Annotated in this window: 23 protein-coding genes, 1 tRNA gene and 1 pseudogene; 11 read left to right on the forward strand and 14 right to left on the reverse strand. The window is 57.7% G+C overall.

The window, feature by feature from the left end; genetic code table 11:
• Positions 1 to 210 precede the first annotated feature (210 nt).
• The 11 genes from ACOTTU_RS23960 to ACOTTU_RS24010 form a co-directional block, all read right to left on the reverse strand.
• Entirely contained in the window at positions 211 to 555 is a 345-nt protein-coding gene (locus ACOTTU_RS23960; protein WP_425661899.1) for a hypothetical protein, read from the reverse strand.
• Positions 540 to 875 (reverse strand): hypothetical protein, encoded by a 336-nt coding sequence (locus ACOTTU_RS23965; RefSeq protein ID WP_425661901.1) that lies wholly within the window; start codon positions 873 to 875, stop codon positions 540 to 542. The genes ACOTTU_RS23960 and ACOTTU_RS23965 overlap by 16 nt, the downstream gene beginning before the upstream one ends.
• Before the next feature lie 464 nt (positions 876 to 1339).
• Positions 1340 to 2233, reverse strand: a complete 894-nt coding sequence (locus ACOTTU_RS23970; protein WP_425661903.1) for a DMT family transporter — start codon at positions 2231 to 2233, stop codon at positions 1340 to 1342.
• The gene (locus ACOTTU_RS23975; RefSeq protein ID WP_425661905.1) at positions 2230 to 3024 is read right to left on the reverse strand and encodes an ABC transporter permease; all 795 of its coding nucleotides are present in this window, start codon (positions 3022 to 3024) and stop codon (positions 2230 to 2232) included. Before ACOTTU_RS23975 ends, ACOTTU_RS23970 begins: the two co-directional genes overlap by 4 nt.
• Complete coding sequence (locus ACOTTU_RS23980) at positions 3017 to 3955, reverse strand: ABC transporter permease (RefSeq protein WP_425661907.1); 939 nt, start codon at positions 3953 to 3955, stop codon at positions 3017 to 3019. Before ACOTTU_RS23980 ends, ACOTTU_RS23975 begins: the two co-directional genes overlap by 8 nt.
• Positions 3952 to 4677: an ABC transporter ATP-binding protein gene (locus ACOTTU_RS23985; protein ID WP_425661909.1), complete on the reverse strand. Its 726-nt coding sequence runs from the start codon at positions 4675 to 4677 to the stop codon at positions 3952 to 3954. Before ACOTTU_RS23985 ends, ACOTTU_RS23980 begins: the two co-directional genes overlap by 4 nt.
• The gene (locus ACOTTU_RS23990) at positions 4671 to 5354 is read right to left on the reverse strand and encodes an ATP-binding cassette domain-containing protein (RefSeq protein WP_425661911.1); all 684 of its coding nucleotides are present in this window, start codon (positions 5352 to 5354) and stop codon (positions 4671 to 4673) included. The genes ACOTTU_RS23985 and ACOTTU_RS23990 overlap by 7 nt, the downstream gene beginning before the upstream one ends.
• A complete protein-coding gene (locus ACOTTU_RS23995) occupies positions 5351 to 6874 on the reverse strand; it encodes an ABC transporter substrate-binding protein (protein WP_425661913.1) in 1524 nt (507 codons plus the stop codon). Before ACOTTU_RS23995 ends, ACOTTU_RS23990 begins: the two co-directional genes overlap by 4 nt.
• Before the next feature lie 10 nt (positions 6875 to 6884).
• Entirely contained in the window at positions 6885 to 7157 is a 273-nt protein-coding gene (locus ACOTTU_RS24000) for a DUF6525 family protein (protein ID WP_425661915.1), read from the reverse strand.
• Positions 7154 to 7789, reverse strand: coding sequence for a DUF1826 domain-containing protein (locus ACOTTU_RS24005; RefSeq protein WP_425661917.1), 636 nt, complete (start codon positions 7787 to 7789; stop codon positions 7154 to 7156). Before ACOTTU_RS24005 ends, ACOTTU_RS24000 begins: the two co-directional genes overlap by 4 nt.
• Positions 7786 to 8997 carry a GTP-binding protein gene (locus tag ACOTTU_RS24010; protein WP_425661919.1) on the reverse strand — a complete coding sequence of 404 codons (1212 nt, stop codon included), beginning with the start codon at positions 8995 to 8997 and terminating at the stop codon, positions 7786 to 7788. The genes ACOTTU_RS24005 and ACOTTU_RS24010 overlap by 4 nt, the downstream gene beginning before the upstream one ends.
• A 105-nt stretch (positions 8998 to 9102) precedes the next feature.
• On the opposite strand from ACOTTU_RS24010, the gene ACOTTU_RS24015 reads away from it, so the two are divergent.
• A complete protein-coding gene (locus ACOTTU_RS24015) occupies positions 9103 to 9531 on the forward strand; it encodes an Rrf2 family transcriptional regulator (RefSeq protein WP_425661921.1) in 429 nt (142 codons plus the stop codon).
• 135 nt (positions 9532 to 9666) lie between these two features.
• Positions 9667 to 10302: a tyrosine-type recombinase/integrase gene (locus ACOTTU_RS24020; RefSeq protein WP_425661923.1), complete on the forward strand. Its 636-nt coding sequence runs from the start codon at positions 9667 to 9669 to the stop codon at positions 10300 to 10302.
• A gap of 807 nt (positions 10303 to 11109) precedes the next feature.
• Here ACOTTU_RS24020 and ACOTTU_RS24025 read toward each other — a convergent pair.
• Positions 11110 to 11385: a ParB N-terminal domain-containing protein gene (locus ACOTTU_RS24025; RefSeq protein ID WP_425661925.1), complete on the reverse strand. Its 276-nt coding sequence runs from the start codon at positions 11383 to 11385 to the stop codon at positions 11110 to 11112.
• Between the two features lie 385 nt (positions 11386 to 11770).
• Between ACOTTU_RS24025 and ACOTTU_RS24030 the strand changes: the two are divergent.
• Together ACOTTU_RS24030 and ACOTTU_RS24035 are read left to right on the forward strand one after the other, a co-directional pair.
• Positions 11771 to 12025, forward strand: a pseudogene (locus ACOTTU_RS24030) (CHC2 zinc finger domain-containing protein); the annotation flags it as partial.
• A 17-nt stretch (positions 12026 to 12042) separates the two neighbouring features.
• Positions 12043 to 12834 (forward strand): hypothetical protein, encoded by a 792-nt coding sequence (locus tag ACOTTU_RS24035; protein ID WP_425661927.1) that lies wholly within the window; start codon positions 12043 to 12045, stop codon positions 12832 to 12834.
• 150 nt (positions 12835 to 12984) lie between these two features.
• Here ACOTTU_RS24035 and ACOTTU_RS24040 read toward each other — a convergent pair whose 3' ends face one another.
• Together ACOTTU_RS24040 and ACOTTU_RS24045 are read right to left on the reverse strand one after the other, a co-directional pair.
• Positions 12985 to 13344 carry a hypothetical protein gene (locus tag ACOTTU_RS24040; protein WP_425661929.1) on the reverse strand — a complete coding sequence of 120 codons (360 nt, stop codon included), beginning with the start codon at positions 13342 to 13344 and terminating at the stop codon, positions 12985 to 12987.
• A gap of 117 nt (positions 13345 to 13461) precedes the next feature.
• Positions 13462 to 13551 (reverse strand) — tRNA-Ser (locus ACOTTU_RS24045).
• 197 nt (positions 13552 to 13748) lie between these two features.
• Here ACOTTU_RS24045 and ACOTTU_RS24050 point away from each other — a divergent pair.
• Genes ACOTTU_RS24050 through ACOTTU_RS24080 form a run of 7 tightly spaced genes read left to right on the forward strand, consistent with a single transcriptional unit; the run spans position 13749 to position 20196 of the window.
• Positions 13749 to 14642, forward strand: a complete 894-nt coding sequence (locus ACOTTU_RS24050; RefSeq protein WP_425661930.1) for an SPOR domain-containing protein — start codon at positions 13749 to 13751, stop codon at positions 14640 to 14642.
• Positions 14643 to 14659: 17 nt separating this feature from the next.
• Positions 14660 to 15829 (forward strand): D-alanyl-D-alanine carboxypeptidase family protein, encoded by a 1170-nt coding sequence (locus ACOTTU_RS24055; protein WP_298922522.1) that lies wholly within the window; start codon positions 14660 to 14662, stop codon positions 15827 to 15829.
• Complete coding sequence (gene tmk / locus ACOTTU_RS24060; protein ID WP_425661933.1) at positions 15826 to 16464, forward strand: dTMP kinase; 639 nt, start codon at positions 15826 to 15828, stop codon at positions 16462 to 16464. Before ACOTTU_RS24055 ends, tmk begins: the two co-directional genes overlap by 4 nt.
• Positions 16461 to 17567: a DNA polymerase III subunit delta' gene (locus tag ACOTTU_RS24065; RefSeq protein ID WP_425661935.1), complete on the forward strand. Its 1107-nt coding sequence runs from the start codon at positions 16461 to 16463 to the stop codon at positions 17565 to 17567. The genes tmk and ACOTTU_RS24065 overlap by 4 nt, the downstream gene beginning before the upstream one ends.
• 32 nt (positions 17568 to 17599) lie before the next feature.
• Positions 17600 to 18406 carry a TatD family hydrolase gene (locus tag ACOTTU_RS24070; protein ID WP_425661937.1) on the forward strand — a complete coding sequence of 269 codons (807 nt, stop codon included), beginning with the start codon at positions 17600 to 17602 and terminating at the stop codon, positions 18404 to 18406.
• Positions 18406 to 19206, forward strand: a complete 801-nt coding sequence (locus ACOTTU_RS24075) for an MBL fold metallo-hydrolase (protein WP_425661939.1) — start codon at positions 18406 to 18408, stop codon at positions 19204 to 19206. Before ACOTTU_RS24070 ends, ACOTTU_RS24075 begins: the two co-directional genes overlap by 1 nt.
• A gap of 54 nt (positions 19207 to 19260) precedes the next feature.
• Positions 19261 to 20196: an AEC family transporter gene (locus ACOTTU_RS24080; protein WP_425661941.1), complete on the forward strand. Its 936-nt coding sequence runs from the start codon at positions 19261 to 19263 to the stop codon at positions 20194 to 20196.
• Positions 20197 to 20199: the final 3 nt, after the last annotated feature.

Consider the following 20199-nt stretch of genomic DNA (forward strand, 5'->3'; position numbering starts at 1 on the left):
GTCCAACCGAACCGGACCATTATTGACTGCGGAGAGAAGCTTGACCCGGATGAGAGACACGATCCCAAAGCATGGAAACGATGAAATGAACTTGACCCAAACGCCCGATTAGAGAAGCTGCCGTTCATCTAATTGTTGCCAAAGTCAGCTTTCGGTGCCCAGCACGCGGCTAGTGTTTACTAGATCGAATTTGGGCTTTTTTCTTGTGAACTATTGCTTTGGTTGTTCGTTTACTTTCACGTAAGCACTTCCCGCGATCCCGGAAACGGCGATGAATACCAATGCCGCAACAAGAAGCCAACTCAGATCAGCATCACCAATGCGGACTATCATGTTATCTTCATGAAACTGAAAGAAGCCAAGATTGATGTTAATATTTGCAGACGTTCCTTCCGCCCGACCCAAGCTCGAAGCCGGAACTAGAGCAACCAAACCACCCACGGCAGAGACCACTGCGAAGCGATAAACATCACGAAACAACCTCAGCCCAACCAGCAATCCGAGCAAAGCACCGAATGCAACAACTAGCGCGCAGGTAATCACTTCTCTTGCCACTCCAAATTCTTAACAACAAACGCAATTGATATAAAAATGAAAGTTATCCCAAAGGCGGTAAAAATCAGGCTGTCTAGATTAACTACCCATCGGAGCAAGGATGGGTCAAAATAATAGATCGCTTGGGACTGGAGATAGACAGTCATTCCAGATAGCAAAAAACACATAGCGGCGCATAAAAAGGCAACCGGACCACCTGAAAAATTTGGTACAACTCCCACGATGTCGCTAGCACTCATCAAGTTAGTCCATTTGTTGCCCTCTGATTTATAAATATAATATAGACTATGTTTGTCGCCAGTGAAGAAGGCTTTGGTCACTGGTCCGACACATCGGTTTGGCAAAACCAGTTGTTTCTGGCACGTTTGGCGGTGCGTCCACAAGCATTGGAAAATCTCGCTCCACAAACCCTTCGCGAACTCGGTGTGATTTTGTCGCGTTTGTGTCCTCAGCTCGGAAAGAGCGGGCATTGCGCAAGATGCAGCATCAGTCATTGTGGGCTCTTCGCGGCCATCAATTGCGACGCAGCATCTCCGTCTCGCGCAACCAGAGTCGCAATCAAGGACGGCCCATACCGGCCATTCATCGTTTAAGAACTTGCCGCAATGCAGCTTCACCAAACCGGACTTCGCTGCCAGAGTGCGATTTGGATACTGGTTCAGTATGGGCGATCCCGACAGTAAGTCTGCTCAAGTAGAGCATGCGGAGGTCTAGACAGCGACCCTAGCCAATAGATTTCGTCGTTATAGAGCGAAAACCATTGTGCGTAAGGACGTATGAATGCCTACGGCAGTTTCAGTCTCGCCTTCCTTTCGAAAGCTGCCACGCCGGCCCCCAACAAAACCAGTGGCAGCGCAAGCAGAAAGCTCGTGCCAAGCGGAAGGTTGAAGATGAGCAAATCCGCGAGAACCGGCCAAAGAAGCGCAACATACTCGAATGGCGCAAGTCTGGACGCTTCTGCGTAGCTGAACGACAGCGTCATCGCGATATGCGCGAAACCGCCGAAAAGACCCGCAAGCACCAGCAACATAAGCGTTTGCGCGTCAGGGAATGCCCAGCCCCATGGCAGCGTCAGTATTCCACCGGCCATGGACGCGACCACGAAGTAGAAGGCGATGGCGCCGAGGCTCTCTGTCCGGGTCAAGCTCCGGACCATGATCAGCGCGAAAGCTGTCAGGAGCGCGGTTGAGAGTCCCAGACCGATCCCGATCAACCGGCGCGTATCAACAGTGCCGCCTCCAATGTCAGGCCAGACCAGGACAAGGACCCCGGCCAGCCCGAACGCCAGCCCCAACACACGCCATTTTGTGAGCCGTTCGGACAGAACGACAACTGCTGTGATTGCAGTCAGCACCGGCGCGAGTTGGGCAAGCAGGACTGCTTCGGCCAGTGGCAGAAGCGCCACTGAAGCGAACGACGTAAACATCGCTGCTGCCCCGAAGAAGGAACGCACCAGATGCCCAAGGGGGCGAGTGGTGCCGAGCCCGCCGGGAAATTCGTGGCGCAACATCAAAAAAATTACCAGTGGAATGAGCGCGAAGAAAGATCGGAAAAAAACGATCTGACCAAGCGGTGCTGCATCGCTCAGAGCTTTCACGCAAACGACCATACCGGTGAACAAGACACCTGAAAGAATGCGCAGTGCGATCCCGAGCGATGGGTTGTCAGGCCGCGTCACGTCTTTGCATCCTGCTCGGCAAGCGCATCGCGCAGTGCATCGCCAGCCAGATTGATAGCCAGAACCGAGATTACGACGCACAGTCCGGGCCAGATCATCTGCAATGGAGTGGAGCGCATGTGAATCCGGGCATCCAGCAGCATCGTCCCCCATTCCGGCATCGGGGGCTGCACGCCGAACCCTAGAAACCCCAGCGTCGATATACCCAGGATCGCGCGGGCAAGCATTCCGGTCCAGACGACGGTCAGCGATGGCAAGAACGACGGCAGATAATGCCAGCGCGCAATCGCAAGCGGCGAAAGTCCCGCAAGCCGTGCTTGCACGACGTACCCCCTGTTGCTGACGGACAGACCTATGCCGCGGGCCACACGCGCATAGCGCATCCAGCCCGTCACTGTGAGCGCAAAGATGAGAGAGCCTGTACTCGCGCCCAGAACACCCGCGATGACCACGGCCGCGATAAGCTCAGGAAAGGCTAGGAACGTGTCGGTGGCGCGCATCGCGATCCAGTCGGCCAAACGCCCACCCTGCGCTGCGATTAGGCCAATGGTTGTGCCGATAATCAGCCCCAGCAGCGACACGACGAAAGCCAGACCAAGCGACCAGCGCGCGCCGTGCAGAAGCCGCGAGAGGATGTCACGGCCAAGTGCATCCGTGCCCAGAAGCCATGCGCCTCCGGGCGGGCGCAACCGGTTGGGAATATCGATTGCGGTTGGATCATGCGGCGCGAACATCGGGCCGAAAATCGCGAGCAACAGGCAAACGATGACCAAAGTATAGACGCTACGCATCGCGGCCACTCACTCTTGGATCAAGGTTGCGATAGATCAGATCGATGGCAAGGTTCACCACCACGAAGATAACCGCAGCTAGGATCACAACAGCCTGCACCTTCGGGAAATCGCGGGCAAAGATGGCGCTGACGAGAAAACTGCCGAGACCAGGACGCGCAAAGATTACCTCGACCACGACAAGGCCTTCGAGCAGGAAGGCGAGTTCCAGTCCGAGGACTGTGACAACCGGCACGGCGGCATGAGGGGCGACGTGGTCACGGGCGATATCGCGCCGAGTGACCCCGCGCCGGGTAAAGGCCGGCAGGAACGGTTGCCCGCGTGCTTCCAAAATGCCCGAGCGGATGATGCGTGTCAGAGAAGCCGCAACACCAAACCCAAGCGTCATTGCGGGCAGAATGCTGTGCGTGGCGGTCTCGGCCCCCATGGCGGGCAGCCAGCCCAATTGCACCGCGAAGAGCAGGATCAACAGCAGCCCGAGCCAGAACGCAGGGATGGCAACACCGACCGACGCCAGGGCCACGGCCCCGCGATCCAGCCAACTGCCCGGTTTACGCGTTGCGATCAGGGCAAGTGGCACGGAAACAACCAGGCCGAGGATCAAACTGACAAGCGCCAGCGGGAACGTATAGGACATAGCCGTCACGAGATCGGGCCAAACGTCCCGCCCGTTGACCGACGATTGTCCAAAGTCACCCTGCATAAGCGGGACGAGCCAGGCCCAGAACGCCGTCCAGAACCCGTCGTCAAATCCGGCCTCTGTCCGGATAAAGTCCAAAACCTCTTTGGATACGTTCTGACCATACCTTGCTTCGGCAATCGCCAATGCCGGGTCACCCGGCGCGTGCCACAATAGAGCGAAGGTCGCCAATGCCGCCCCGGTCAGAACGACCATTGCGCGCAGTAAAAGCCCTGCAAAAACGCCAATCACGCGACGCGCTCCAGTGCGCCAAGGGCAAAGGCGGCATCGCGGAGCGTTCGCCCATAACCGGTCTGCGGTGCTTCGATAAAGGCTTGGGCGGATGCTATCTCTTGGATCCGACCCGCCCGCAGCACGGCAATCTCATCGGCGAATGCGGCTGCGTATCCCAAATCATGTGTCACAATCAACGCAGCGAAGCCCTCTTGTGCCTGCATGTCCGCAATCAGACGCGCGGTGTGCTTTTGCGTGACCGCATCAAGGGCCGACAAGGGTTCATCAAAAAGCACTAGCGGCGGAGCGACGACGAGCGCGCGAAGTATGCCCATGCGCTGTGCCTGCCCGATAGACACCTCATCGGGACGCCGATCCAACAGATCGGGCTGCACTTCGAGGGCATGGCACAGCGTCTCCAATTGGTTTGCGTTCACCGCCAGCTTTCGACCCACAACAGGTTCCATAACTGAGCGTCGCAGTGAAAGGCGTGGGTTAAAAGCTGCACGAGGTTCCTGCATCACAAGCGCGGGGCGGCACTGCGAGACCAGTGCGCCACTCCATGACACACGACCCGCCGAACAGCGAACCAACCCCAGAATTGCGTTTATGAGTGTGCTCTTACCTGCGCCGCTTTCCCCGACCACCGCCAGAGTGCGACCTGGTGTAAGTGAGAATGAGATATCTTGTAACGTCGTTGAAACGCCGCGTCTGACAGAGATGTTGTCGACCGTCAGCATGGCAGTTCCAACCAATTCCGATGTGCGCAAAGGGCCTTTGCCGCCTGTGTTTCGGGTGCAGAGAGGAACTTTGGAGTTGGCGCATTCTCCACAATGCGCCCGGCCTCCATCACCATCAGTCTCGATACGCGACGCGCGGCCAGGCCCAGATCATGGGTAATCAGCAGGAGCGCCGTTTGGCGATCTTTCAGATAGTCTTCAAGCAAGTCCATAGTCCCCGCTGCCACCACCGGGTCCAGCGCGGAGGTGGGTTCATCCATGACCAACAAATCAGGTGTTCCAATCAGAGCCATTGCGATCACAAACCGTTGCTGCATGCCCCGGCTCCAGCCCCAGGGGCGTTTGCGCAAATCGCCATGTACTATCTGAAGGGCACTGAACAGCATCTCGCGGCGCGCATCGTCCGGGGCAAGGCCCAGAGCCCTCTCTGCTTCACGCCAATGAAACGCCATCCTACGCAACGGATCGAGCGCTTCGTCCGGGCTTTGCGGCACGTGGGCAACGCTGGCCCCTTGCGCGCGCAAGGCGTCTACAAGCGCATGCCCAAGCGTCGACTTGCCGGACCCCGAGGCACCGACAAGCCCGACGCGTTCGCCGGGGTTCAAGTCCACATTCGTGGGATAGAGGATTGTGCGACCTGAGCGTTCCGCGCTCAGGCCTTGGAGTTGTATCGTCATTCAGCGAAGCGTGTCTCGTGTGTGATCCAATAGGTCTCGGTCGGGTGGACCTGATAACCGGTCAGACCGGCCCGTGCCACCACGGCTTGGCTCACATGAAACACCGGGATCAGCGGGACATCCGTGGCGATGATCTGCTGCACCTCATCGTATATCCGCTCACGCTCGGCTTGCTCAAACGTGGTTTGTCCTTCGACCAGAAGGGCGTCCATCGTTGGATTGGCATAGTTTCCGGCATTTGAGCCACCGTCACTGGCCAACAGGAAGCCCAGGATCGAGCTAGGATCGCCCTGTGGCAACATCACCCACGCTTGCAGGAACATGTCGCCGTCGCCAGCTTTCAGCGCATCGTTACTCGCGCCGTACTCGCCTACGCGCACAGAAGCCGTGATGCCGATCTGCTGCAGGAAGGCTTGCGTGATCTCTGCGGTTGGCGGCAACGCGGCACGCGAGGAGTAGGTCAAAATCTCGATCTCAAGCGGTTCGCCATCGAGCATCCAAGTCCCACCCTGTTTGACCGCTCCAGCTTCAGCCAGCAGTTCCTCTGCCCGTGCAGGATCATAACTTGGCGCGATATCAGCAGCCCAGCTTTTACCTGCCGGGTAGATAGTCCCCGCTGGCACACCGCCAACGCCGGATAGAACAGCTTCGACAATGCCATCCCGGTCAATCGCCAGGGACACAGCTTGCCGGATCAGCGGGTTTGCCAGCGGGCCGGATGCCGTGTTTATGGAATAGAAGTAGAGCCGTGCTGTTGGTGCCGTGAAGCCCTGCGCTCCCGTTTCCTGGATGCGTGCAAAATCAGTCTCGGGGTAGTTGATCACCATGTCGACGTCACCTGCCTCAAAGGCCAGAGATGCCGTAGCCGGATCAGGTGAGGCGACAACCCGCAGTCCGTCAAAGCCGGGTTCACCCATGCGGTAATCCGCATTTGCTTCGACGCGGTACATCTGCTCTGGCACCGCCTCTCGGAAAATGTAGGGACCTGTCGCGTTGATCGGGAAGGCCTCTGACGGCGCACCAAGAATAGCGACACCGGGATCAGACAGGCTCCATTGGAATGCGGCATTCGGGCTGTTGGTCTCGAAAACCACAACACGGTCACCATCCGCAGACATGCCCGCCAGATCGAGTACGCCTGCGATGCGTTTGTTGAAGGCAGGGTCGTTCTCATCCGAGATCGGCGTAATCGCATCAATGACAGCCTGCGCCGTCACCGGGGAGCCGTCGTGGAATGCCAGACCTTCGCGAAGTGTCACGCGCCAAGTTGTTGGTGCGCTTTGCTCAATGCTCTCTGCCAGTCGAGGATAGAGATTCAGATCATAGTCGATGCCCATGAGCGTTTCTGTGACGCCGGTCTGGTTTGACATCCAGCCGTTGTAGCCTGCACGCGGGTCAGGCACTTCGGCCGTGGGGCCGAATGTGACGGAAATGATGAGCGTGTCATCCTGCGCGGCGGCAGGCATGGCACTGCCAAGCGCGATCAACGCAGCAGCGGTCATACGGGTGAATATCGACATAAGGGTTCCTTTAGAGCATCATTGGCAGATGGTTGGTGTTTGCGAAGCGGTCGCGCGCTAGAGTGCGAGCCTCGGCTTGCGACAAGACGCTAAGCGCTTCTTCGGGACTGAGACCTTTCGCGCAGGCACGGCTCCAGACGCGTCGGGCAGAGATCGGAGACCAAGGCAGCGCGGCCTGCGCTAGCCAGTGCCTCAAAGGCGCCGGCAGTTCATCATAGCTGCGCATCGGATCAGCAGAGCGCCGTTTGCGCCGAAGGGAGGTCGATCCGAGGTTGCGGGTCAAATGTCGTCCTCCGGGCTTTGTACGGCATCCAGCACGAGAACGAGGCGAGTCTCTCCCGTCCCTTCAATGGGCGGCGAGCGATGGAGCAGACCTGAGGCCAGTCTTTCGGGCCAAAGCGTGCCGCGCAGGAGGATCGGCGCACCTGTTGCGACCGAGAAGACCCGCATAGGGTCCTGGCCGTCTGTTGAAATCCCGTATTGCGTTCCCTGCCCGCGATACGTGCAAACAAGCCGAGCTGTGATTGCGTCGATATGGAACTTACGACAGGCATTTGTAGTGACGGCCTGAAGACGCAAGCGGAGATAGGGCGTGTTCATCAATTCGGCGAAGATCTCGGCCAAGGTGCTGACATCGCCGATGAGCTGATCCCGTTCTGTACAGTCTGGCGTTCCTACCCTATCGCAAAGTGTTGTTACCGCAGTCGGCACCGCATCGGGTCGCAAGACACTACGTCCTTGCGGCAGTAGAGATGGATCGAGAGCGTCGATCCATTCCTGAAAAGTTGGCGCCGGTTGCCTGCGCCAGATTGCTGCTGCGCAACCCGGTTGGAGAAACGTCTTGAGGTCGCTCGGCGTGTCGGCGACGGCAACACCAACTGCCGCGTTCCTGACCAGAGCACGCGCGAGCGTCATGCCGCTTCCTCCTGCCGCCGCCACGCTGGAAACGGATCGGGATAGTCTGGCAAATCATCTGGCCCGCTCGTGGCAGTTGCAGGTACCAAGCATGCATCCAGGCGCGCTTTAAGCGCTGACCAATCGATACCAGCGCCAATGAAAACAATCTCCTGCCGTCGGTCACCCCATGGCTCTTGCCAGTGCTGCTGCATGTAGTTCTGCGCGCTTTCATGATCGGGCCAGCGCTCTTTTGGCACCGACGCCCACCATGTTCCCAGCGGCTTGACGCTCGATAAAGCTCCGGCAAGCGAGAACTCCGCCACCCAACCGGGACGCGTCGAGATCCAGAAATGCCCCTTGGCACGGATCACACCGGGCAAATCGCCGTTCAGAACGCTCAGTATCTTCTCTGGAATGAACGGCAGCCGCGCGCGGTAGACAAAAGAAGCGACGCCGTATTCTTCGGTTTCCGGTGTGTGATCGGCAAAGCCATAGAGTTCCTTGGCCCACATCGGGTGTTCGTGGGCTTTTTCGAAATCGAACATACCCGTATCGAGGATCGCTTCGGCAGCGACATTGGAGTGATCAGCCTCGATGATCTTCGCGTCGGCGTTCAAACTGCGGATGATCTTGCGCGCGGCGTCCGTGCGCTCTGGCCCGGCATCGGTGACTTTGTTGAGAATGACCACATCGGCAAATTCAATCTGCTCAACAAGCAGGTTGACCAGTGTCCGGTCATCCTCCTCTCCCAACGTCTCGCCGCGATCCTTCAGGAAATCATGGCTGGAGAAGTCGTTGAGTAGATTCACGGCATCGACAACCGTCACCATGGTGTCTAGGCGCGAGACGTCCGACAAGCTGTCGCCAAACTCATCGCGAAAATCGAAGGTGGCCGCAACTGGCAACGGCTCGGAGATCCCGGTCGACTCAATCAATAGGTAATCGAAACGGCCTTCGGCAGCGAGCCTTCGTACCTCTTCCAGTAGGTCGTCACGCAACGTGCAGCAGATGCAGCCGTTCGACATCTCCACGAGCGTCTCATCAGTACGGCTCAGTTCCGTGTCCGCGCGGATCAGGTCGGCGTCGATGTTCACTTCGGACATGTCGTTGACAATGACCGCGACCCGGCGCCCCTCGCGGTTATTCAACACCCGGTTCAACAGCGTCGTTTTGCCCGCGCCGAGAAATCCGGAGAGGACCGTAACGGGGAGGCGCGTGTCTGACATGTCTGATCTCCTGCGAGGATGGCAACGATCACGCAACTTACTCAGTTACTAGACGAATGCAACACACATTGTTACATAGTTTGCCAGTTTGAAGGATCGCCACCCATGAAGCGAAACAGCCGTCTGTCCCTCGCCCTGCACACTCTCAGCCACATGGCAGGTGAGCCGGGTCGTGTACGCACATCTGCAGACATCGCCGATCATGCGGGGACCAATCCCGTTGTTGTTCGGCGTGTGCTTGGGAAACTCCGTGAAGCGGGTCTTCTGACTTCGGAAAAAGGACATGCGGGTGGGTGGCAGCTGGCCAAGGCTGCCGACAGCATCACACTTGCGGACGTCTATTTGGCTTTGGACGAGAGGCTTGTCGCGGGAAGCGGTGGCGAAGCAGAACCGTCGCATTGTAGCGTCGAAACTGGCCTACAATCACGCGTCGCAGAAGTCCTTGATGACATCGAGGAAAGCCTTGTGGAACGGCTGCGCGAGACGAAAATTACGGACGTGCATCCAAGGTCTTGTAGCTATTGCGGAAGTTGAGCCCGCGCTGGCAAACGTCGTTACGGCCCGCCCTGCATTTCCGTCGATCAAAAGAACTGGCGTAGCGCATGTTAGGTTGCCGCGACAACACAGGGTTGTCGTTTTGGGCGGGCGTGGCGGATCGGAGGATCAGTCATGGAAGCTACACCAAATCTACCAGCCATTCGCGCACTTCGCCCCGCATGGAACAAAGGACGCATCGTTGGTCAGAAACGACCGCTGAAACCAAAACACGTCTGGGCGATCCGGGTTCGACTTGAACTAGCCGAGAACCATCGTGATCTCGCACTCTTCAACATGGCAATCGACAGCAAACTGCGCGGTTGCGACTTGGTGAAGATGAAAGTCGTCGACGTGATGGCGTCAGGTCAAATCAAGGAACGCGCCTCTGTTCTTCAAAGCAAAACCCAAAAACCGGTGCGCTTCGAGATTTCCGAAGGCACGCGTGCCTCAGTTGAGAAGTGGATGGAAGATGAACTGATGATTGGCTCAGAGTATCTGTGGCCGGGACGCTTTCATGAGCGACTGCACATCTCGACACGTCAGTATGCGCGGATTGTCCGGGACTGGGTGATCTCAATCGGACTGGAGGCAAGCGCCTATGGAACCCATTCGATGCGGAGGACCAAGGTCACCCAGATTTACAAAAAGACACGGAACCTTCGCGCTGTTCAACTTCTGCTCGGTCATACGAAAATGGACAGCACAGTACGATACCTTGGGGTCGAGCTAGAGGATGCGTTAGCAATCGCAGAAGCGATTGAAATCTAGACATTGGGGTCGCTCGAGAGGGCGGCCCCAAGCCGACCTTTAGCGCGGTCATCGTATGCTGCGGCCGCGCCCGCAGAGGAGGCATTCGCGGCATTGCAGAATTCGCGTTCAAGGATAGAGACCAAAAACATGTGCCTACGGTCCGCCGACAGCCCACTTTGAAAATTCCTCCCTAATTGCTTGTTTATTGATTTATGGGCAGACATCTCCACGTTGATGCCGGTATACAGCAGCGTAAGAGTAGCTATATAAAAAAAGAACTCGCACTCTGCTTAATTGCCAACGTTATGGCGTGGGATGACGTTCGGACAACGCACGAATATGATTGATTGCGTTTAATGTCAGCCGTCAAATATGACAGCTATACTAACTTTGCCGCCGGGTCGGGCTTCATTGAAGCATTGGTAGATTGGATGCGACAGTTCGACCAAGGCGACCGAGAGACTGCGTATCGGCTTGTGAAAGAACGTCTCGTTTTCATTTCGTCGGCTGAAATGCAGCGTCTCATAGAGGGCTTTCTGCCAGAATTTGTCACGCCGTATTTAAGGAGTTCAGTCGCTTCCGGTCAGACCAGCTCATCGGTAGCTCACCCGCTTCCGGCAGTTTCAGTAGCTTGTTCCGTGTCCGGCGCATCTTGGCTATCGTCCCATCGGCTTTCCCTGACGCCTTGACGATCTCACTCCGCGAGTATGTCTCACCGAAACAGACCAGACACCAAGCAACGTCCGCACGCTCGGAGTTTGTAAGCGGTAGCCGTGTCTTCGTGTTCTCTGCCAGAGCAAGCAGCCGTGCTTTAGCCAACGAGCATTAATGGACCACTGCCGGGACCTTCTTCGTCCAACCCGTTTGCTGGTATGCGGCCAGCCGGTGGTGACCATCGACAAGTACGAGGGACCCGGTTTCTGGGTCTTGCCAAAGCGTGAGAGCATCAAGGCCTCCAGCGCTCTGCAAGGCCTTAGCGAGGTCGCCCACATGGTGCTCGTATACTTCGCTGTGGCGGAACTGGAAGACATCAGGACGTGTTTCAATTGTTTGCAGGCTGACGCTACGCCGCGCCGGGCGGCTAAAGCTCTGATCTGTCATGAGATTTCTCGCTGGTTGTGGTGTTGTCGCCATGGTCGACGAGGAAGAGCGGCATGTGCAAAATGCACACCCCTATAGCTGCACACCCCAGCTTACGCCTATTGAGCCTCTGGGGAGGCTGCTACAGCTTCACCGAAAGGACGAAAGCCTCCTCGTGTAAGACCCTACACTAAAGAACCTCTGCGGCAGCCTGAGCCGGTCGTAGCGCTACGCCGCAGTGACAGCACAGGCAGTGCTCAAGGTTCGGGTGTGTCTATGGTGGGCCGCAATTATCACATGCACAGTACCGCAACATTCTCTCCAAAGCCGTAAAGTCTTGCACTCCTCGACGCCTTCGCGGAATACAGTGGCTGAGAGAATGCTCTCGTATGAAGAGGTGAAAAAGATGTCGATACCGCCCGATTTCGTAGACCCACTCGGGGGGAGTATCGTGCTCACAGATGTAATTCCGCGATGGGTCAAGTGGGACATGCGCAAGAGCAATCCAGAGAGAGGCGACTATTGGGCACCTTACCCCTTTCATGACGAGACTTCAGCAAGTTTTCATGTCGATGAACGCAAGGGGTTTTATTACTGCTTTGGGTGCCATGCCAAGAGCGACGCCATTTCGTTCGTTAAGGAAAAGCGCGGGGTAGGTTTTGAGGGAGCAAGCGTCAGTTGGCTTTTCTCTATGGAATGGAAGGCGAGCTTGCCTCCCCAAATGAGAGTGTTGATCCCGTTGAGCCGCCAAAATTGTTGCAGCTTAAGGACTTGGTTGTCGAAAATTTCAATCAGGAGAACTTCCTAGAAGTCGGCATCCTATCGGGCTGGACCGATCAAATACGCAATCACAACCGCCTCCTTAGAGGCCTAAGCTGGGGAGACCCGGATTACCCGGGCAACGTGCTGGACACCATCACACGGATGGACGATGCAAAGGATGGTTCAATCGACAAGCTGCGCTCATATGTTGAAACCAAGTTTGCTTCTGAAGCTCAAGCCATTGCGGAAGCTGTTGCGTTCTCCGGTGCTCAGCGCAGTTTGGGGTACAACTTCGTTCGCTCAAGAAATGACGTGATTGGAGTGATGATGCCATTTGGTGCGAGTTTCGGCCCTGAATATGGGGCAATCAAAGGCGCGTGTGAAACGACCCCGCTCCCAGCTAGCCGCGCTGACGAAGTCTGGAACAGCTCTGTGCTAATCAATGACATCCTCGAACTGATCAATCATTCTGCGGTCGTCATATGCGACCTGACCGGTCGAAACGAAAATGTGTTCTACGAGCTAGGCATCGCGCATGCGTGGGGAAAGCCCGTCATACCCATTACGCAGAATAGTGAGGATGTGCCATTCGATCTCCGTCACCACCGTTACCTCACTTACCTAAACAACAAGGAGGGGTTGGGCATTCTGCAACGAGAATTGTCGGCAAAGCTGCAAAGCTTGCTTGGTGAGAAGCCTTGGTTCTGACTGCGATTTTTCTGCTTCAGATGGGTAGGAGGTGACTGCGACAGATGATGCGCCGTTCTTCGCGCTCCAAGGGCTCAATTACAGTTTCAGCCGGACCGTTGCCATAGCAACAGCTCACGCTCATGTGACACCACGGAATTGATCATGCTCTTAATCGGCTGCTTGGCTAGCCGCCTTCTCAAGTTGGTCTGTCAGTATCAAGTCGTAGCGGTCACCTTCCTCAGCCCGTAACTCCCGCCACTCCCTCGCGCTCTCTCGCGACAGGTCGATGATCTTGCCGATGTTCTTCCGGCCTTCAGCCTGCAAAGCATCCGCCTCTAGTTGACGCAGCTGCCCGAGACGGATGTCCCTTATGCGAACGGCCTCAGCATAGCTCCGGGTCTTAAGCCCGACATTCATGGTCTTGCGAAATGGCTCGCCCGTCCAAGGATTGATCGCGCCGACAAGGACGTCCGGGGTCTTCATCCTCAGCGAATAACCTTTGCCCCGTGGCTTGTGGAGATTGCGCATGTCAGCACCCTCCCCATGATCTTCGCCGTCTGGCCTGTTGTTGTGGTACACCACGTACTACAAGTCCCTCTGCACCACATCGAATTAGTACATATAAAAACAATGGCTTAGGCTGAATGGCGGAGGAGGTGGGATTCGAACCCACGGTACGCTTTCACGCACGCCGGTTTTCAAGACCGGTGCATTCGACCACTCTGCCACTCCTCCGGTCCGTCCGTCCTAGTGATCTGTAAATGATTCTGAAACCGGAAAATTTAGCCCGGCAAATTCGTGGATATTTGCCGATATTTCGCGCGACACCTTCCCAGACAAGATAAGCCAAGCTAGAGTAGCGCCAAAGACCCCGCTTCAAGGGGCCAAAGAGCGTGCCGAACGTCCGGCAAACAGGCAAGGAAACAACGACAATGAGCGGCGACACATTTAACCTGTTTCGTAATTCGACAATGCGTCTGGCGGTGGGGCTATTCGCGGCTGGCATGCTGGCGGCCTGCGAAGAAGGCAAGAGTTTCAGCTTCAAGGATGTTTTTGCGCCCAAACCCGAAACAACCGAAGAAACCCCGGCAGCTCAACCGACAGGCAACGTGATAGAACGAGATGTCGAGGCACCCGAAGTGTTTTCGGCAACAGAGTCAGGCCTATGGGACGGTCGGCCATCGCTGGGCGGGGTATGGGTGGCACACCCGGACGTCAAGGAGCCCGAACGGGTCATTATCCGCAACCAGGACAATGGCCAATTTGTTGTCGGCGCGTTGTTCCGAAGAGAGCGGGACATCCCCGGACCCCGGCTTCAGATTTCGTCCGATGCTGCGGAAGCATTGGGAGTATTGGCGGGCGCGCCCGTTAACCTGGATGTCACAGCTCTGATCAAAGAGACCGTCGAGGAAACCCCCATCGCGCCGGCGGTGGACGCCATTGAAACGCCCGAAGAGATCAACGAGACATCTCTCGATCCGATCGCGGCGGCCGGTGCAGCCATAGAAGCTGCGGAACCCACCCCTGCAGAGACGACAACAGCGGCAGCCGCTTCAGCACCGGTCATTGAATCGACGCTGCCAAAATCGACATTGAAGAAACCCTTTATCCAGATCGGCATTTTCAGTCAGGAAGCAAACGCCGAGCGGGCTGCCAAGCAGATGCGCAGCGCCGGGCTGATCCCAACCGTCAAGGCGCAGGAAGCCGGTGGCAAACCCTTCTGGCGTGTCGTCGTTGGCCCGGCGTCCTCTTCATCCGAGCTCAAGAAACTGCTGCAAACAATCAAAGGCGAAGGTTTCTCTGATGCCTACGCCGTTACGAACTAGACATCTCAGGAGCTATCATGATCCGATCTGCTGTCGCCCTATTTGCGTTAATCGTTTCTGCAACAGGCACCCTGGCCTTTGATACCAAGGCCACGGCAGCGCTTGTGGTTGACCAAACCACGGGCACCGTATTGCTGGATAAGGACGCCGACACCCCCCTGCCGCCTGCGTCGATGTCCAAGCTCATGACGCTCTACATGGCTTTTGAGGCGATCCGGCGCGGGAAATCCGACGGCGGGCTCGATCTGAATGAGGCCTTGCCGGTATCGGAACATGCCCAATCCTATGGCGGCTCCAGCATGTTCCTGCGGTCAGGTGAAAGCATTACGGTCGAGGACCTTTTGCGGGGCATCATCGTGTTGTCAGGCAACGACGCTTGCGTGGTCATCGCCGAGGCACTGTCGCCGGACGGCACGGAATACGGCTTTGCGCGGCTGATGACCCAACGGGCCCAGCAGATGGGGATGACCAACTCCACCTTCACAAACTCTAACGGCTGGCCCCAGCCCGGGCATCTGATGTCCATGCGTGATCTGGCATTGCTGGCCAATCGGCTGATCACGGATTTCCCCGAATTCTACCCGCTGTTCGCAGAGACCGAATTTGAATTCGACAACCGCGTCCCCAGTAACAAACGCAACCGTAACCCTCTGCTGACCATGGGGATCGGTGCCGACGGCCTGAAAACGGGCCATACGCAAGAGGCCGGATATGGATTGGCGGGGTCGGCAAAACAGGGTGACCGGCGCGTGATTTTTGTGATCTCGGGCCTTGGCAGCGTTGCTGAACGGGCTCAGGAATCCCAGGCAATTGTGAATTGGGCTTTCCGCCAGTTCACAATGCGTCCTCTTGCAAAAGAGGGTGAACAATTCGCGCAAGCCAATGTCTGGATGGGCAGCGAAGCCATGGTTGGGCTCGTCGCGCCAGAGGATATTCAGGTGTTGATGCCCGCCCTAGCGGGCAATGAGATCGCCGGAGAAGTTGTCTATACAGGCCCCGTCAGCGCACCAATTGCCAAAGGGGACCAACTGGCAGAACTGGTTTTCACGCTGGAAGGGTTGCCCGAGACGCGCGTTCCCCTGGTCGCGGATCGCGCCGTTGAACGCGGTGGCTTTGTCAGCCGCGTAACAACTGCAGCCCTTGTCCTCTTCAAGAAGCTGGTGCAGGGACCTGAGGACGCAACGTGAACGCAAACCCGGGTGGGAACGGCACGTTCATCTCGTTTGAAGGCATAGATGGCTCCGGTAAATCCACCCAGGTCAAGATGCTGGCCGATCATTTGCGTGAACAGGGACGCGACGTATTGCTGACACGCGAACCCGGTGGATCCCCCGGTGCGGAAGAAATTCGCGCGCTTGTTTTGCAGGGTGATCCAGACCGCTGGTCGGCGGAAACGGAAATCCTGTTGTTTACGGCCGCGCGACGGGATCACATGGAACGAACCATTCTGCCGGCGCTTGCCGAGGGCAAGATTGTGATCTGTGACCGGTTTGCTGACAGCACCCGTATGTACCAGGGATTGTCGCGCGGCGATTTGCGGGCGACGGTTGATCAGCTGCATGATCTGATGATCGGGCGCGAGCCGGACCTGACGATCCTGATCGACATGGACCCGACAACAGGGCTATCGCGCGCGCTTTCCCGGAAAACGGCAGATGAACGGTTCGAAGCCTTCGGCGAAGAGCTGCAAGTGGCCATGCGTCAGGGCTTTCACGATCTGGCCGTTGAATTCAGCGAGCGCTTCCGCATTGTGGATGGCGCACGAGATATGGCGACGGTCGCTCAGGACATTGCCCGGGTGGTGGACGCCGAACTGCAATGAGTACGCCGGACCAAATCGAAGGTGCACCGCATCCGCGTGACACAGCACAGTTGTTTGGTCAGGATGCAGCACAGGAGGCCTTTCTCGACGCCTTTGCCACGGGCAGATTGCATCACGCGTGGTTGCTGACAGGGCCGCGTGGCATCGGCAAAGCGACGCTGGCATGGGCAATAGCCCGTTTCCTGTTGGCCACGCCACCTGTCGAGGAGGACGGACTTTTTGGCGCAGCACCAACGCCTACGTCGCTGTCCATTGAACCAGAACACCCGGTTGCACGGCGCATTGCCGCGGGGGCGGAACCCGGCCTCAAAGCGATCAGGCGGACACCGAGCCCGACCACCGACCGGATGCGGGATCAGATTGTTGTGGATGACATTCGGTCACTGGCCGGTTTTTTTCAGCTTTCGGCTGCTGACGGTGGCCGGCGTGTTGTCATCGTCGATGCGGCGGACGATATGAATACATCCGCCGCGAATGCGCTTCTGAAAATGCTGGAAGAGCCGCCCGAGCGCGCAACTCTGCTGCTGGTCAGTCATCAGCCTTCGGGGCTGTTGCCAACCATACGCTCGCGCTGCCGGACGCTGCGGCTGGGCAGCCTGTCCGCCGAGGACATGGCCCGCGCTCTGGCACAGGCCGGAGTTGAAGCTCATGCCGAAACACCGGCCTTGGCCGAGCTTTCGGGCGGGTCTGTCGGTGCCGCCATCCGACTTTCCCTGCTGGATGGATTACAAACTTATGGCGCGCTGACCCGTATTATTCAGGCCCTGCCACAATTTGACCGGGCCGCCGCGATGAAACTGGCCGAAGGGGCCGCCGCGCGCGGCGCCGAGGCAAAACGGGATCTCCTGTTTGAGCTCATTGATCTGCTTTTGTCGCGATTGGCGCGCACCGGCGCCACGGGTGCCCCGCCTGCCGTAGAAGCCGCCGCGGGCGAAGCGGAAATCCTTGCGCGCCTCGCGCGGTCGCAAAACGCGGGCCGTGCCTGGGCGCAGACAGCCCAGGAGACAGGGGCGCGGATGCGACACGGGCGTGCGGTGAACCTTGACCCTGCCGCTCTGGTCCTAGATACCCTGATCAAGATTAGCCAAACCGCCACCGGGTAAGCTCGGGCCTGGCGCTGAACGACCGGACCGGCATGACCGAGATACCTCAGATTACCGATAGCCATTGCCATCTCGATTTTCCTGATTTCGATGGCCAGCATGCCGAGATCATAGCCCGCGCCGCTGAGGCTGGCGTGATCCGCATGGTGACAATCTGCACCAAACTCAAAAACGAGCCGAAGGTGCGGTCGATTGCCGAGGCTCACGCACCTGTCTTTTACGCAGCGGGGACCCACCCGATGAGTGCTGCGACCGAACCGCTGGCGACGGTGGATCAGCTTGTCGAGATTGCCCAGCATCCGAAAATGGTGGGGATCGGCGAAACCGGCCTGGATTATCACTACACCTCGGAATCCTCAGAGGTTCAGAAAACGTCCCTGCGCATTCACATCGAGGCCGCGCGTGCCACGGCCCTGCCACTTATCATTCACGCACGTGCAGCAGATGACGATATGGCCCGCATCCTGACTGAAGAATACCGCGCCGGTGCCTTTACTTGCGTCATGCATTGTTTTTCCTCTTCCGCCGAGCTTGGGAAAGCCGCCCTGGATCTTGGGTTTTATCTGTCCATGTCCGGGATCACCGCCTTTCCCAGATCGTCCGAGTTGCGCGATATTTTCGCCGCCGCACCGCTTGACCGTATTCTGCTCGAAACAGATGCCCCCTACCTTGCGCCGCCGCCCCACCGCGGCAAGCGGAATGAACCGGCGTATACGGCCCATACTGCCCGCTGCGCCGCGGAGACATTCGGTGTGGATTACGCGCAGTTTGCAATGCAGACGCAGGCCAATTTTGACCGTCTCTTCACCAAGGCCGCAAACTACGAGGCCGCCGCGTGATGGCTGAAATCCGTTTCACCATATTGGGGTGCGGCTCTTCGGGCGGTGTTCCGCGACTTGGGGGTCATTGGGGGGATTGTGACCCGGACAACCCCAGGAACCGACGCCAAAGATGTTCCCTCCTGGTTGAGCGTGAAACCGGGGAAGGCATCACAACGGTTCTGATCGACACCTCGCCGGACCTGCGCAACCAGCTGCTGGCGGCTGATGTCGGACGGCTGGATGCCGTGATCTATACGCACGCCCACGCGGATCATGTGCACGGCATCGACGATCTGCGTATGGTCGTTTTCAATATGCGCGCGCGGCTGCCGGTCTGGGCGGATGGGCCCACGCGCGATGCGCTTTTGGACCGCTTTGCTTATGCGTTTGTGCAACCCGAAGGGTCCACATACCCGCCCATATTGGATATGAATCTGATGGCTGGTGAGGTCACAATAGAGGGGGACGGCGGCACCATTCAGTTTTCACCCTTCGCGGTTGCACATGGCGGGATGGACGCCCTGGGATTCCGGATGGGAGATGTGGTCTATTTGCCGGATGTGGCTGATATTCCGGATCAATCCTGGCCCTATCTTGAAGGGCTTGAGTGCTGGATTGTCGACGCCCTGCGCCGTGAGCCCCACCCCACGCACGCCCATCTTGCCCGCACGTTGGAATGGATCGACCGCGTGCAACCGAAACGTGCGGTACTCACGAACATGCATATCGATCTGGACTATGAAACGCTTCTTGCAGAAACCGCTGACCATATCGAACCGGCCTATGATGGCCTTACATTGACGTTTCCCTTGCCTTAACTCTCTGACAGATAATCATTTATCGCCAATGTTGCATTGGCACGAAAGTCGCTGATGCAAACCCTGCTCGATGTTATCCTGCCCGTCTTTCTGGTCATCGGATTTGGTTATGTGTCGGTCTGGCGCGGGCTCTTTCCGGTTGAGGGCATCGATGGGGTCATGCGGTTCACACAGAATTTCGCAATCCCTTGCCTGTTGTTTCAGGCGATCGCCAAGCTGGACCTTTATGCGTCCTTCGACATCGATCTGCTCAGCAGTTTCTACGCGGGCGCAACCTTTTGTTTTATACTGGGGATAGTGGGCGCGCGTGTCCTTTTCAAACGCGACTGGGAAGATTGCGTTGCCATCGGCTTTTGTTGTCTGTTTTCGAACTCGGTGCTCCTGGGTCTGCCGATCACGGAACAGGCTTACGGCACCGAGGCCCTGACCGGGAATTTTGCCATCGTCTCCCTGCATTCCCCCTTCTGCTACGGATTGGGCATCACGGTGATGGAAATCACCCGCAACCGGGGGCAATCCGCGCGCGTTATGGCACGCGGCGTCTTGCGGGCCATGTTTCGCAATGCGCTGGTATTGGCCATCGGGCTGGGTTTCATCGTCAATCTGACCGCAATGCCGATCCCTACCGTTGTCGACGACGCGCTCTCTTTGATCTCACGCGCGGCTTTGCCCGCCGCTCTTTTCGCCCTGGGTGGCGTGCTGATCCAATATCGTCCGGAAGGGGACAGCCGGACCATTGCCATGGTCTGCATCGTCACGCTGATCCTGCATCCCAGCCTGGTGTGGCTCTTTGGCTCCGCTCAGAGCGTTGCGCCAGATGCATTCCGCTCGGGCGTTCTGACCGCCGCGATGGCGCCCGGGTTCAACGCCTATATCTTCGCCAACATGTACGGCCGGGCGCGCCGCGTCGCGGCCTCTTCCGTTCTGATCGCAACCGCTGCCTCCGTTCTGACGGTCTGGGTCTGGCTTGAGCTGCTCGCAACCATTTGAGAG

Origin of the sequence: Roseobacter sp. EG26 (genome assembly GCF_049830555.1) — a bacterium.
Classification (GTDB): domain Bacteria; phylum Pseudomonadota; class Alphaproteobacteria; order Rhodobacterales; family Rhodobacteraceae; genus Roseobacter.

Excerpts from the sequence above, each read along its gene's own strand:
- ACOTTU_RS23975 (WP_425661905.1), bottom strand. The coding sequence starts at position 3,024 with ATGCGTAGCGTCTATACTTTGGTCATCGTTTGCCTGTTGCTCGCGATT.
- ACOTTU_RS23985 (WP_425661909.1), bottom strand. The coding sequence starts at position 4,677 with ATGCTGACGGTCGACAACATCTCTGTCAGACGCGGCGTTTCAACGACG.
- ACOTTU_RS23990 (WP_425661911.1), bottom strand. The coding sequence starts at position 5,354 with ATGACGATACAACTCCAAGGCCTGAGCGCGGAACGCTCAGGTCGCACA.
- ACOTTU_RS23995 (WP_425661913.1), bottom strand. The coding sequence starts at position 6,874 with ATGTCGATATTCACCCGTATGACCGCTGCTGCGTTGATCGCGCTTGGC.
- ACOTTU_RS24005 (WP_425661917.1), bottom strand. The coding sequence starts at position 7,789 with ATGACGCTCGCGCGTGCTCTGGTCAGGAACGCGGCAGTTGGTGTTGCC.
- ACOTTU_RS24010 (WP_425661919.1), bottom strand. The coding sequence starts at position 8,997 with ATGTCAGACACGCGCCTCCCCGTTACGGTCCTCTCCGGATTTCTCGGC.
- ACOTTU_RS24015 (WP_425661921.1), top strand. The coding sequence starts at position 9,103 with ATGAAGCGAAACAGCCGTCTGTCCCTCGCCCTGCACACTCTCAGCCAC.
- ACOTTU_RS24020 (WP_425661923.1), top strand. The coding sequence starts at position 9,667 with ATGGAAGCTACACCAAATCTACCAGCCATTCGCGCACTTCGCCCCGCA.
- ACOTTU_RS24025 (WP_425661925.1), bottom strand. The coding sequence starts at position 11,385 with ATGACAGATCAGAGCTTTAGCCGCCCGGCGCGGCGTAGCGTCAGCCTG.
- ACOTTU_RS24040 (WP_425661929.1), bottom strand. The coding sequence starts at position 13,344 with ATGCGCAATCTCCACAAGCCACGGGGCAAAGGTTATTCGCTGAGGATG.
- ACOTTU_RS24050 (WP_425661930.1), top strand. The coding sequence starts at position 13,749 with ATGAGCGGCGACACATTTAACCTGTTTCGTAATTCGACAATGCGTCTG.
- ACOTTU_RS24055 (WP_298922522.1), top strand. The coding sequence starts at position 14,660 with ATGATCCGATCTGCTGTCGCCCTATTTGCGTTAATCGTTTCTGCAACA.
- ACOTTU_RS24065 (WP_425661935.1), top strand. The coding sequence starts at position 16,461 with ATGAGTACGCCGGACCAAATCGAAGGTGCACCGCATCCGCGTGACACA.
- ACOTTU_RS24070 (WP_425661937.1), top strand. The coding sequence starts at position 17,600 with ATGACCGAGATACCTCAGATTACCGATAGCCATTGCCATCTCGATTTT.
- ACOTTU_RS24075 (WP_425661939.1), top strand. The coding sequence starts at position 18,406 with ATGGCTGAAATCCGTTTCACCATATTGGGGTGCGGCTCTTCGGGCGGT.
- ACOTTU_RS24080 (WP_425661941.1), top strand. The coding sequence starts at position 19,261 with ATGCAAACCCTGCTCGATGTTATCCTGCCCGTCTTTCTGGTCATCGGA.